Below are 13,131 nucleotides of genomic sequence, written 5' to 3'. Positions count from 1 at the left end.
CATTTAAAACCTAATTATTATTTTTTACTACATCAAAAACCTAAATAAGAATGGCATTCACAATCTCAAAATTAAAATATGATTTCCCGGCAGGAGTAGTAGTATTCCTCGTGGCGCTTCCGTTGTGCCTTGGTGTGGCATTGGCTTCAGGGGCACCTTTATTATCAGGCATTATTGCCGGAATAATAGGCGGCATTGTTGTCGGCTGCATCAGCGGGTCTCAAACCAGTGTTAGCGGCCCGGCCGCAGGGCTTGCCGCCGTTGTGTTGGCATCTATTACCCGGCTCGGAAGCTTTGAAGTATTTTCAGCCGCCTTATTGATAGCAGGTGTTATTCAGTTTGCATTTGGAGTTTTGAAAGGCGGCTTTATTGCCAATTATATACCATCTAATGTAATTAAGGGTTTACTGGCGGCAATTGGTTTGTTGCTTATTCTGAAACAAATACCGCAGGCGTTTGGGTATGATTCCACACACCAGGATGATTTCGCATTTATACAGAGGAACGGTGAAAATACATTCTCACATCTTTTTAATACTTTCTTTCACATCACTCCGGGGGTTGTGCTCATTAGTTTGTTGTCCATAGTTGTTCTTGTTGCCTGGGATAAAACGCCGTTAAAAAAGATGAAGCTTTTCCCGGCTTCACTTTTTGTCGTGTTGATGGGAATCGGTATAAATGAAATTTTCCGTGCCTTCATACCTGCGTTATACGTTCAGCAATCGCACCTGGTAAATATTCCCGCCACCTCCGTTGGCGACTTATCTTCATTTATCAAATTTCCGTCGTTAACGATTTTAAGCAATTACAACGTTTGGCTAACCGCATTAACCGTAGCAATTGTAGCTTCTTTAGAAACCCTGCTGAACCTGGAAGCCGTAGATAATATTGACCCACACAAAAGACAATCTCCCCCAAACCGTGAATTATTGGCGCAGGGTATTGGCAATATTGCTTCCGGTATTGTAGGAGGATTACCGGTAACATCAGTTATCGTCAGGAGTTCGGTAAACATCAATGCAGGAGCACAGTCAAAGTTGTCCAGTATTATTCACGGTGTGTTTTTATTGGCAGCGATTCTTGTGTTAAGCCCCTTTATTAACTTAATCCCTTTTGCTTCGTTGGCAGCTATACTTATTGTTACGGGCTATAAACTTGCCAAATTTTCCATATTCAAAGAAATGTATGCCAAAGGGTGGAACCAGTTAATTCCTTTTGTGGTAACAATTGTAGCTATCATATTTACAGACCTGCTGATTGGTATTTTAATCGGGCTCGCCGTAAGTCTTTTTTACTTATTAAAAAGTAATTATAAAAATCCTTTCACTCTTGAAAAAGTTCAGTTGCACACTTCCGAAACAATCCGTATTGAATTACCCAATCAGGTTTCATTTCTAAATAAGGCCAGTATAAAAGATACACTTTGGGATGTGCCGGAAAACAGCAATGTGGTAATTGATGCAAGCTATTCAGATTTTATTGACAATGATGTGCTGGAAATTTTTCTTGATTTCAAGAATGTAATTGCACCTGAAAAAAATATTAAGGTCAATATTGTCGGTGTTAAGGAAAAATACCAATTATCAGACCACATACAGTTTGTAAATGTGCTGGACAGGCAAGCTCAGGAAGAACTGACCCCTGCAAGGATAGTAGAATTATTAAAGAATGGAAATGAGCGGTTCCGGCAGGGGAAATGGAACGAAAAATATTTTCGTCACCAGGTAAATGCCACTTCATCCGGCCAGTATCCGATGGCTGTAATCATCGGCTGTATTGATTCCAGAACTTCTCCCGAACTTATTTTTGATGCCGGCCTGGGCGATATTATCTCCGTAAGGATTGCAGGTAATATTATTAATGAAGATATTATCGGAAGCCTTGAGCTGGCTATTAAAGAAATTGGCGTAAAGCTCATTGTTGTAAAAGGCCACTCTAAGTGTGGTGCTATTGCTGTAGCAGTACACTCCGTACAGGAAGGAAAGAGTGATGTGATTACCCAAAAAATAAAACCGGCAGTAGATACAGCAATGGTTATTGCACCTTCCTTTGAAAACAATGATGACTTGCAGGAAACGGTGTGCAAATTAAATATCGAAAACTCAGTAAATGCCATACTTAAAAACAGTAGTTATATAAAAGACCTGGTACAAACCGGAGCTGTCGGCATTGTGTCGGCATATTATGACACAGCTTCCGGGGAAGTAATTTTTGGTAAGCTGATTGCCAATGTTAGGTGATAACATCTGGCAAGGCTGCAAATGAAAAAGAAAATGAATTATGAAAAATAAAAATATACAGTATAATTACGGGCACCATATTATTAAGCATTACTCATGCGCTTATACCTGACCGCAGGGTATTTGGCTATTGCTAATTTACCGGAGAGTTATTAATGGAAGCGCATGAGGAAAAAGAAACAGTGTGGCACACTTCCGCTTTTTTTGTTGGCTTCCTGTTGTTTTTAATTTTGGGAATGGTTGTTTAAACCTTAATTTGTTTTTATGAGTAAAAAAATACAATACAACCAGCAATCGTGGCTTAAAAATTTAAGCGGTGTAACTAAAGTATTGGTTTGTATTTTACTTACTGTTGTTGTGTATATTATTCTGTTTGTTCTGAAAGTCGACCCAAAAAGCAGGATCATATTGGGCTGGGACACTTTTTGTCTTTGTATGATTCTACTTAGCTGGATTCTTTTTTTTACTACAACGCCAAATGAATTATGCACTATTGTAGAAAACCAGGATGACGGGCTTAAAATAATTTTTACGATAGTGCTTGTAGCTGTTTGCTTTAGCCTGTTTGGCACATTATTACTTTTAAACAGTAAAGGAGAATCATCCTTTAATAAAATATTTCATACCATCGTTTCGCTCTCTCCCGTCTTGCTTTCATGGATTTTGCTGCATACAACCTTTGCCATCAGGTATGCACATTTGTACCACGACCATAATAAGTTGAACACAGGTAGCAACGTTGGTGGTTTAGATTTTCCAACCAAGGAGGATCCAGACTATCTGGACTTTGCTTATTTTTCTTTTGTAATAGGCATGACGTTCCAGGTTTCGGATGTGCAGGTAAATTCACGGGTTATCAGGCGTTTTGTGTTGCTGCACAGTTTAATTTCCTTTGTGTTTAATACAATTATTGTGGCATTAACTATTAACACCATTGCCGGACTTAAACAATAAAGATTTTAACGTAGAAAAAAATAAACAAATACCATGAAAACCGATACAGAAAAATGGAAAGAAAATTTTAACCAGGAATTGGTGCATATACAAATTCAGTTTGATTCTTTTTTTACAGAAGGTAAAATGGGTGATTATTATACATTAAAAGAAGACAGAAAAACAGGGATGCTGATACTTAACATCCCTGCTCATAATGAGCTGCCAAAACTAATTGAAGAAGAGTTAATAGATGCCTTTAATAAATCAAAACCATAACAATCATATCACCAATTTATAACTACTAAAATACTGTTGTATGAAATGGACAGGAAGGAGAGAAAGTTCTAACGTAGATGACCGTCGTGGTATATCTGGTGGTAAGTTAGCAGCTGGCGGTGGCGTAGCCGGGCTTGTTATTTATCTTTTATATACATTATTAAGCGGCGGTAATATTGATCCGGCACAGGTACAGCAGCAACTTAGTGAACAGGGCAATCAAACTTCGCAAATGACACCTGAAGAACAGGCGGCGGATGAAGAGAGGGCAAAATTTGTAAAAGTGGTAGTGGCTGAAACAGAAGATGTATGGAATAAAATTTTTGCAGAAGGCGGTAACCAATACACAGAACCTACGCTGGTGTTGTTTCGTGGTTCAGTAGCTTCTGCCTGCGGCAATGCCAGTTCAGCATCAGGACCTTTTTATTGCCCCGGTGATAATAAAATGTACATAGACCTTTCGTTTTACCAGGATTTGCAGAACAAGCTAAATGCACCGGGAGATTTTCCAATGGCGTATGTAGTGGCGCATGAAGTGGGGCATCATATTCAAAACCTGATGGGTACGGCGGATAAAGTAAACCGGCTTCGCCAGCAGTTGAGTGAAACTGAGTTTAACCGTTATTCTGTAATGATGGAATTACAGGCAGATTTTTATGCAGGTGTATGGGCGCATCATGCGCAAAAGATGAAAAACATTTTAGACACTGATGACATTGATGAAGCATTGACTGCTGCCAATGCCATTGGTGACGACAGGCTGCAACGGCAAGCTACTGGCCAGGTAACGCCGGATGCTTTTACGCATGGCACATCGGCACAGCGTATGTATTGGTTTAAAAAAGGCTATGAAACCGGCGATATAAAACAAGGAGATACGTTCAATGACCCTTCGCTGAAGAAGTAAACAAACAAACCATTTACAGCACGCATACTATTTTGTTATGAAAGTATATACAAAAATGCCAAAGGCGCTCCAGCCATTCTATCAGGAGGAATTAACAAAAGCTGTTGTAGCGTTTAAAAAAGGGCATTATATGATAAGCTGGCGGCACCTGGAAAGGGCGCATATTTTAGCGCAGCCTTATCCTTGCCAGCATACAACAGTCCATTGGAGAATGTTTTTGTTCGGTATCAAAGTAAAGAATTGGAAAGAGGTAATGGGACAAATTCCAAGGTTATTGGTTGGGGGTATAAAATCTTTTGTTGGCAATATTCCTGTTGGTAATACCGGTGGCGCAAATGTGCCGCCTCTACTACCCATGGAAATAGCAAAAGACCTTGCTGAAATAATTAACAATACAAAAACGAAATAGCATGTATTTTTACATTCATAAAACAAACAGAAATGAACAGACTCAATTGTTGGAAATGCGTAGTAATGCTTGCATCCGTTTTAGGAATGGCAGCAACATTTATGGCATAATAAATAATACACAATTATTGTAAAAGGTTGCAGATAGAAATATCTGAAACCTTTTTTTTATTTTATAAATTAAACACAATGAAAATAGGAAAAAAAGTATTTGAGCTACAGCTTACTAAAATAGCAGCCTTGTTAACCAATGCGGCCAAACAAAACAATCCGGCTATGTGGCTTTTTTTAAATGATTTACGAACACCCATGTTTATGCTTGAAGCGTTAGCAAGAATATACACAAAAGTATATGACAGTAAAGCGTTGGAAAAATGTAAAGAACAATTTAAAGCCCTTGAAGATGCTTTAGGTGCTGTTGATTATTATGCTGCTTTTGCAAAGGAATTAGCAGAAAATAAAAAAGTGCCTGCTGCAGTTGTTGATTATTTAAAAGAACAAACCGATAAAAAAATAAAAGAATTAAATACCATTTTAAAAGATGAAAATTGGTTAAATGGAAAGCAGTTAGATAAAATATACGATATAATAAATGATACAAACTGGAAGGAAGACGAAAAGGAAGTAAACGGCATAAAGGAATTTTATATCAAAGCAATAAAAAAAGTAGAAGAATTTGTAACTGAAACAGGGTATAAGTTTGATAATGTAGAAGAGGATGTACATGAGTTGCGCCGCAAACTACGTTGGCTTTCTATTTATCCGCAGGCATTGCAAGGTGTATTTCAATATAAAAAATTAAATACAAAGCCAACTACAAGTTTGCAAAAATACCTGACAGATACCATTGTAAAATCGCCTTACAATAAAATACCTGCAATTATCACAGTACAAAGCCCGATACGCATTTCCAAAAATCATTTTTTAGCTTTAAGTTGGACGATTGCCGAATTAGGAAAATTGAAAGACGAAGGATTACGGGTAGTAGTGGTAAAAGAAGCCTTGCAAAATACAGCCCTGCTACAAGAAGAAGATGCTTATAGCCAAACCTATAAACTGTTGGGCAAAAACCAACCAACTTTAGAAACACTTTTAGATAAGGCAGAAGTAATAGCAGAAACATTTTTTAAGGAAGAAAATTTAAAATACCTTTTAGCGAACTGATTTTTTTATTTTAAAAAAGGCAGTATAAAACTAAAACACTAATAATCAGGTTTAAAAGAAGCCAATTTAATATTTATAAAAATAAAATAAATGGAACATCAACACCAATACGACGCACAAGGCAAACAGATTTGCTGCACACAACAGGAAAAAATTTATGCTAAAGCCGGAGCAAAAGAGTTATTAAAAAACGGGCATACTGAAACCGATGGGCATGATCATAGCGAACATGGCGACGATGACGGGCACGACCACTCTGGCGGAAGTGATAATACTTTTAAAATGTTTTTACCGGCTATTATTAGTTTGGTATTGTTGCTGCTTGCAATAGCTTTTGATAATTGGATACAACAAGCCTGGTTTACAGGTTGGGTACGAATTATATGGTATGTAGCTGCTTATGCACCTGTTGGGTTTCCGGTAATAAAAGAAGCCATTGTAAGTGTATCAAAAGGAGAAATATTTTCTGAGTTTTTGTTGATGAGTATTGCTACTGTTGGTGCATTTTCTATCCAGGAATTTCCTGAAGGTGTGGCGGTGATGTTGTTCTATGCAGTTGGCGAAGTGTTTCAAACTTTGGCTGTAAAGCGGGCAAAGGCAAACATCAAATCCCTGCTTGACCAGCGACCCGATGAAGTAACCATTTTAGAAAACAACCAGCCGAAAACAATCAAAGCAGAAGCGGCAAAAATTGGAGACATCATACAACTAAAGTCCGGCGAAAAATTAGGATTAGATGGAGAACTAATTTCGGATACTGCATCCTTCAATACCGCTGCACTTACCGGCGAAAGTAAACCCGATACAAAAGCTAAGGGAGAAATTGTATTGGCAGGAATGATAAATTTAAACACCGTTGCACAGGTAAAAGTTACCACTGCATATACAGACAGCAAGCTGAGTAAAATTTTGGAATTGGTACAAAATGCTACGGCACAAAAAGCACCAACAGAATTATTCATTCGCAAGTTTGCAAAAATTTATACCCCAATTGTAGTGCTGTTGGCAGTTCTCATATGCGTAGTACCTATGCTATTTGTAGAAAACTATGTATTCAGCCAATGGCTGTACCGGGCTTTGATTTTCTTAGTTATCTCTTGTCCTTGTGCATTGGTTATTTCTATCCCATTGGGTTATTTTGGCGGCATAGGTGCGGCCAGCAAGAACGGTATATTATTTAAAGGCAGTAATTTTTTAGACATCATGGCTGGTATCCAAAACGTTGTGATGGATAAAACCGGTACAATGACCGAGGGTGTTTTTAAGGTACAGGAAGTAAACATAAAGCCTGAGTTTAACAAAGATGAAATACTGCAAATGGTCAATGTGTTGGAAAGCCAAAGTACACATCCTGTTGCAACAGCTATTCACGAATATGTGGGTGAGATAAATGCATCTATACAATTAAATAGAACAGAAGAAATTGCCGGGCATGGTTTAAAGGCTGAAATAAACGGAAAGGAATTATTGGTAGGTAATTTTAAATTGATGGATAAATTTTCCATCAAGTACGACATTGACCCAAACACCATTGTTTACACTTTAATTGCCATTGCTTATGATAAAAATTTTGCCGGCTACCTTACCATTGCCGATGTTATAAAGGAAGATGCACAGGAAGCGGTGAACAAGCTGCATAGCATGAATGTAAAACTGACTATGCTGAGTGGTGACAAAACAAACGTGGTTAAATTTGTTGCTGATAAATTAGGAATTGATAACGCCTTTGGCGATTTATTGCCTGAAGACAAAGTAAACAAAGTAAAAGAAATAAAAAGCCGCAACGAAACAGTAGCCTTTGTAGGCGACGGCGTAAACGATGCACCGGTTGTGGCTTTGAGCGATGCAGGGATTGCTATGGGTGGTTTAGGCAGCGATGCAACTATTGAAACTGCTGATGTGGTAATCCAGGATGACAGACCAAGTAAAATTGCAATAGCAATAAACATCGGTAAGCAAACAAAAAAAATAGTTTGGCAAAATATCACACTTGCATTTGCAGTAAAGGCAGTTGTATTGGTATTAGGTGCAGGTGGACTTGCGACAATGTGGGAAGCGGTTTTTGCAGATGTTGGTGTGGCATTACTTGCAATTCTTAATGCAGTTAGGATACAGCGTATGAAATTTTAAGAACTTCATTTTTTAGTCGGCTGGTTGGAGACACCCTATGTATTAAAACCTTCCGACTATACTTGTTGCCCTTGCGGATGCAGGTATTGCCATGAGAGGATAGGGAAGTGATGCCACTATTGAAACAGCTGATGTAGTAATTCAAAATGACCAGCCTTCTAAAATAGTTTCGGCAATTAAAATTGGAAAAATTACCAGGAATATTGTTTGGCAAAATATCGGTCTGGCAATGACCGTAAAGGTTTTCGTTTTGATTTTAGGGGCAGGTGGTATTGCCACTTTATGGGAAGCAGTGATTGCTGATGTGGGGGTGGCTTTGCTGGCTATTTTAAATGCAGTGAGAATTCAGAGAAAGAGGATTTGATGAATTGCCTGCACAACCTGGCAAGCCTGTGGTAAAATGTAATCGTATTTAAGTATTTGCTTAAATAATTATTTCCCCTTCCTTTACCTCATGGAAAACAATACTTGTATCAGGTTGTTTGCAGACCCGGAGCAAATAAAGAATTGCAAAAGCAAGTTGAAGACAGCACAAAAGTCTTTTGCAAGCCTGTCTAATATATTGGCTTTAGCAGGCAACGAAGTGAGGCTGAAGATTATCTATTTACTGGAAGAAGAAAAAGAGTTATGCCCCTGCGACCTTGCTGATATTTTAGGCATGAGTATTCCCGCCGTATCACAACATCTGAGAAAATTGAAGGATGGAAATATTGTTGAAACCCGGAAAGAAGGACAAACAATTTATTATTCTCTTACTCAAGAGAATTTAAAGATATTAAGACCTTTCTTCAAACATATTAATGTACAAACTCAAAAACTGGAAACAGTATGATAAGTACAAAATCATCAGGCACATTTACCGGTGCAGGTGTTCTTACTGCTATTGCAGCTTCACTTTGTTGTATAACCCCTGTTATAGCATTACTTGCAGGTAGCAGCAGTATTGCAGCTAACTTTTCCTGGATAGAACCGGCAAGACCTTATTTAATAGGTTTATCAATTGCCGTATTAGCATTTGCATGGTATCTTAAATTAAAACCAGCTAAAACAAACGATATGGATTGCAATTGCGAAACAACTAAGAAAGTGTCATTGCTTCAGTCTAAAACCTTTTTAGGTTTAGTAACTGTTTTTGCCATTCTGATGATGACTTTCCCACTGTATGCAAAAATGTTTTATCCAAGACCAAAAGTACAGGCAATAACACTTGCATCGGTTGATAATAAGCAACAGGTAAAGTTCACCATACAAGGCATGACCTGCGAGGCTTGCGAAGAACATGTAAACAATGAACTTGCTAAAGTAAATGGAGTAATCGATTATAAAACATCTTATGCTACACGCAGTAGTTTGGTAAGTTTTGCTAATTCAAAAGTCGATGTAAAGACTATCGAAGCTGCCATTAATAAAACAGGTTATAAAGTAAAAAGTTATGATCTTATGAGTACAAATAATACAGGAGTTTCATTCTATGAAGCCCCATTAGTTTGTCATGCTGCACCGTCAATTGGCTGCGGTAGTAAAGCGAAGTTTCTGTTAGTTGATTTGGAGAAGTATAATGATGCCATAGAAGGAGCTTGGCTGAACAAGAAAGGAACAGTTGTAGCAGTAAAATGGAATACCAAAACGAAAGAATACAAAAAGGTGGAAATCATTAATGCGGTTAGCGCCAATCATAATATTCCGCTTTCAACATTAGCTCAAACAGGAGAAGCTAATTATGCTAAAACCTTTCCGAATAGCAGTGAATGGTATAAGGGCAAAGAAGTTGATAAGTTAAGCACAGAAGAAGCAGCTATTATTGCAAAGAATACAATTGCCAGTTATAAATCAAACAAATTAATAAAGCCCTCATTTGAAAAACAGTTCCAGGCAGATATTGAAAAGATTTATGCTGACCTGTTTCTTTCTATCTCTTCTTACAAAGACTTAACAACAGAAGCTTATAATAAAGTAGAGAGCCAAATACAACAAGCAGGTGAAAAATATGTAGGAAAAGGCAAAATGCCTCATGTGGAACTTTGCATTGCATCTGAAGAAAGTTGTGAGAAAGATAAATCATGTTCACCAGGAAGCGGTAAATCCTGCTGCGATAAAAACTAATAAAGAATGGAAAGCACATTAATACTGCAATCAACCATAACTTGTCCTGATTGCGGTTTTCAGAAAGAAGAAACTATGCCTACTGATGCTTGTCAATATTTCTATAAATGTACAAATTGTGAAACTGTACTAAAACCAAAGCAGGGAGATTGTTGTGTATTTTGCAGCTACGGTACTGTTGCTTGTCCTCCAATACAGATGAATAAATCTTGTTGTGCATAGTCTTATTAAAATAATTTCATACATCATTATTCTACTCGGAATAGTGCATATCAGTTTTGCTTTTCCTCTATACATGAATACCGATACGCTCTGGTTTGTAGGAGCAGGTATGGCAATTGTTTTTTCAGGACTGCTTAACCTTGTTGCAATAGACAGAGGCGGCTCAAAGTTCACAAAATGGATAGCGGTAATAACAAATGCAATTAATTGTGCAATGTTTTGTTTTGCTTTACCCATACTGAAAGAACCACAGGTATATGCAGGTGTCATTATTTTTCTGATAGCTACTGTAGCTTTTATAGTTGAATTAACGAGGCATAAAAGTATAAAGCACTAAGAGTATGAAAATGAAAAAAACTATTCCTGCCCTTCCTGTTCAGGATATTAAAGTTTCATGTGCGTATTACACAAACAGGTTAGGGTTTACTATTCGCCACCAGGAAGATACATTTGCTATTGCAGTTCGTGATGATATTGAAATTCATCTTTGGCAATCATGTGATAAATCTTGGAAATGGAGAAGCATATTTTTAGCACTAAAACCAATATGGACTGGAGCAGAAAGTTTTATTGCAGGTACAGCAAGTTGCAGAATAGAAGTTCAAAGCATAGAAGAATTGTTTGAAGAGTATAAAAAGCAAGAAGTGTTACATAGCCATGATACAAAAATTGAAGCTCAGTATTGGGGTCATAAAGAATTTCCTGTTGTTGACCTTGACAGAAACCTGCTTACCTTTTACGAAGTCAATTGAATACTTACATAATTGGAAAGGTTACCCCCTGACCAATAAACTATTAGCGACTTTAAAACTTACTACCACTTCCTTTTTCCCTTTTAATTGAAGTGTATATGTTTGATCATATTCTTCAACTCCTTTTACCTTAATACTGTTGCCTAACGAAATCCCGGATTTATCCAGATGATTCAGAAAAGCCGGGGAATGGTCTGTTACTCCGGTAAATGTTCCCTCGTCACCGGCCTTAAGCGTTGAAAGTAAAACAGATTTTGATTTGGGTAAAACGCCATTGGCATCAGGTATAGGATCGCCATGAGGATCGGCTTTAGGGTAGCCCAAAAACGCATCGAGCTTGTTCACCAAATCCTCACTATGAATATGCTCCAATTGTTCAGCAATATCATGCACCTCATCCCATCGAAAACCAAGCTTGTCAACGAGAAACACTTCCCAAAGCCTGTGATTTCGAATAATACCAACTGCCACCTTTTTTCCCTTTTCTGATAATTTAAAGCCTTTCGACTTTTGGTAAGTCACCAACTTCTTCCCTGCCATCCGTTTCAGCATATCGGTTACAGAGGGGGCATGCACCCCCATTACCTGGGCAAGGGCTGAGGTAGCAACTACTTCACCATTGGTTTCCTGCAACTTATAAATGGCTTTGAGATAGTTTTCTTCGGTAAATGAATGCACAGTTCTGAATTATTTTGGTGAAGATAGTAAAACAGGTATAAAAATTAAATTAGATTAGCCTAATTTTACTTTTATATTAATCTAATATTATAATTTTACCTGCCTTACGACAAAATGAAGAAATTTAAAATCATAACTGCAATCGTTCTGGTCATTACAACCGTAGTGGCCTGCGAGAAAATACTACCGGGAACTCCTCCCGATGACGAACTGCTCGACGGACCAGTGGAAGGTCTTAGTTTCGAACAGAACCGTCAGTTCCTTGCCGGGGATGTAGCTTTTAACGATGAGATATTCACTTCTCAAAACGGTTTAGGTTCCATCTTTGTGGCTACGAGTTGTGGCAGTTGCCATGCGGGAGATGGCAAAGGACACCCGTTTACTACACTCACAAGGTTCGGGCAAACAGATAGTACCGGCAACCAGTTTCTTCATCTCGGTGGACCACAGCTGCAAAGCAGGGCTTTGCCCGGCTATTCTCCCGAGCAAATACCTGCTGGAGCAACCTTTTCTAAGTTTACCCCGCCTGCAAATACCGGCTTGGGATTTCTTGAGCTTGTTTCTGATGCAGATATATTGGCAATGACTGATCCGAATGATATTAATGGCGATGGTATTTCAGGTGTGCCAAACTGGATAACCCTGCCTTCGTTTATTACACCCAATTCAAACGCTATCACACAAAACGGAAAATATATTCATCGGTTTGGCAAAAAAGCAGCAGCTCATAATTTACTGCATCAAACCGTCAATGCTTATAACCAGGATATTGGTATTACTTCCACATTTCATCCGCAAGATGTTTATTCAGGCTTAAATATTGATCCTGAAGTTTCCGATCAGACCGTTCACAGTGTTGTTTTTTACCTGCAAACATTAAAAGCCCCTATTCAACGCAACCAGAATGATGCAGAAGTAATTCAGGGAAAAAATATTTTTATACAAACTGGCTGCGAAAGTTGCCATAAGCAAACATTAAAAACCGGCTTTTCTTCAATTGCTCCATTAGCTAATAAGCTTTTTCATCCTTATACCGATTTACTACTGCATGATATGGGACCTGGTTTGGATGATAATTATACGGAAGGCAATGCTAAAACGTCTGAATGGAGAACTCCACCCCTTTGGGGATTGGGTTTATCTCCTAATTCACAAGGAGGACAATACTTTTTGCTGCACGACGGAAGAGCAAAGAGTATTGAAGAAGCTATTCAATTTCATGGTGGAGAAGCACAACAAAGCAAAGAAAGATTTCAGCAACTTTCAGTGCAGGATAAAAACAATCTGATAAAATTTTTGAAATCGTTGTAGTACC

General features: G+C 38.1%; 15 protein-coding genes. 13 read left to right on the top strand and 2 right to left on the bottom strand.

Annotated elements, in window-relative coordinates:
* The first annotated feature begins 50 nt into the window (after positions 1-50).
* From Q8S25_RS06040 to Q8S25_RS05990, 11 genes are all read left to right on the top strand, one after another.
* Complete coding sequence (locus Q8S25_RS06040; RefSeq protein WP_295234959.1) at positions 51-2,240, top strand: bifunctional SulP family inorganic anion transporter/carbonic anhydrase; 2,190 nt, start codon at positions 51-53, stop codon at positions 2,238-2,240.
* 264 nt (positions 2,241-2,504) lie between these two features.
* Positions 2,505-3,194, top strand: coding sequence for a DUF1345 domain-containing protein (locus Q8S25_RS06035; RefSeq protein WP_305535828.1), 690 nt, complete (start codon positions 2,505-2,507; stop codon positions 3,192-3,194).
* A 33-nt stretch (positions 3,195-3,227) separates the two neighbouring features.
* Entirely contained in the window at positions 3,228-3,452 is a 225-nt protein-coding gene (locus Q8S25_RS06030) for a hypothetical protein (RefSeq protein WP_305535826.1), read from the top strand.
* Between the two features lie 40 nt (positions 3,453-3,492).
* Positions 3,493-4,359 (top strand): neutral zinc metallopeptidase, encoded by an 867-nt coding sequence (locus tag Q8S25_RS06025; protein WP_295234968.1) that lies wholly within the window; start codon positions 3,493-3,495, stop codon positions 4,357-4,359.
* Positions 4,360-4,396: 37 nt separating this feature from the next.
* Entirely contained in the window at positions 4,397-4,768 is a 372-nt protein-coding gene (locus tag Q8S25_RS06020) for a DUF3703 domain-containing protein (RefSeq protein WP_305535824.1), read from the top strand.
* A 188-nt stretch (positions 4,769-4,956) separates the two neighbouring features.
* The gene (locus Q8S25_RS06015; RefSeq protein ID WP_295234974.1) at positions 4,957-5,931 is read left to right on the top strand and encodes a CHAD domain-containing protein; all 975 of its coding nucleotides are present in this window, start codon (positions 4,957-4,959) and stop codon (positions 5,929-5,931) included.
* A 90-nt stretch (positions 5,932-6,021) separates the two neighbouring features.
* Complete coding sequence (locus Q8S25_RS06010) at positions 6,022-8,061, top strand: heavy metal translocating P-type ATPase (protein WP_295234977.1); 2,040 nt, start codon at positions 6,022-6,024, stop codon at positions 8,059-8,061.
* Positions 8,062-8,290: 229 nt separating this feature from the next.
* The gene (locus Q8S25_RS06005; protein ID WP_305535822.1) at positions 8,291-8,425 is read left to right on the top strand and encodes a hypothetical protein; all 135 of its coding nucleotides are present in this window, start codon (positions 8,291-8,293) and stop codon (positions 8,423-8,425) included.
* Between the two features lie 90 nt (positions 8,426-8,515).
* Complete coding sequence (locus Q8S25_RS06000) at positions 8,516-8,893, top strand: metalloregulator ArsR/SmtB family transcription factor (protein WP_305535820.1); 378 nt, start codon at positions 8,516-8,518, stop codon at positions 8,891-8,893.
* The gene (gene merTP / locus Q8S25_RS14710) at positions 8,890-10,164 is read left to right on the top strand and encodes a mercuric transport protein MerTP (protein ID WP_371131582.1); all 1,275 of its coding nucleotides are present in this window, start codon (positions 8,890-8,892) and stop codon (positions 10,162-10,164) included. The genes Q8S25_RS06000 and merTP overlap by 4 nt, the downstream gene beginning before the upstream one ends.
* A gap of 6 nt (positions 10,165-10,170) precedes the next feature.
* Positions 10,171-10,386, top strand: coding sequence for a GDCCVxC domain-containing (seleno)protein (locus Q8S25_RS05990; protein ID WP_295235003.1), 216 nt, complete (start codon positions 10,171-10,173; stop codon positions 10,384-10,386).
* On the opposite strand, the gene Q8S25_RS05985 is transcribed toward Q8S25_RS05990, so the two are convergent.
* Entirely contained in the window at positions 10,294-10,656 is a 363-nt protein-coding gene (locus Q8S25_RS05985; protein WP_295235035.1) for a hypothetical protein, read from the bottom strand. The genes Q8S25_RS05990 and Q8S25_RS05985 overlap by 93 nt on opposite strands.
* A 71-nt stretch (positions 10,657-10,727) precedes the next feature.
* On the opposite strand from Q8S25_RS05985, the gene Q8S25_RS05980 reads away from it, so the two are divergent.
* Positions 10,728-11,138 carry a hypothetical protein gene (locus tag Q8S25_RS05980; protein WP_305535818.1) on the top strand — a complete coding sequence of 137 codons (411 nt, stop codon included), beginning with the start codon at positions 10,728-10,730 and terminating at the stop codon, positions 11,136-11,138.
* A 21-nt stretch (positions 11,139-11,159) separates the two neighbouring features.
* Here the strand turns inward: Q8S25_RS05980 and Q8S25_RS05975 are convergent, their stop codons facing one another.
* The gene (locus tag Q8S25_RS05975; RefSeq protein WP_295235008.1) at positions 11,160-11,816 is read right to left on the bottom strand and encodes a metal-dependent transcriptional regulator; all 657 of its coding nucleotides are present in this window, start codon (positions 11,814-11,816) and stop codon (positions 11,160-11,162) included.
* Positions 11,817-11,930: 114 nt separating this feature from the next.
* Between Q8S25_RS05975 and Q8S25_RS05970 the strand changes: the two genes are divergently transcribed.
* The gene (locus tag Q8S25_RS05970) at positions 11,931-13,127 is read left to right on the top strand and encodes a di-heme oxidoredictase family protein (protein WP_305535815.1); all 1,197 of its coding nucleotides are present in this window, start codon (positions 11,931-11,933) and stop codon (positions 13,125-13,127) included.
* Positions 13,128-13,131: the final 4 nt, after the last annotated feature.

The organism is Sediminibacterium sp. (assembly GCF_030695065.1).
Lineage (GTDB): Bacteria > Bacteroidota > Bacteroidia > Chitinophagales > Chitinophagaceae > Sediminibacterium.
Note: the sequence above shows the minus strand (reverse complement) of the source record. Positions and strands in the feature narration are given on the sequence as shown.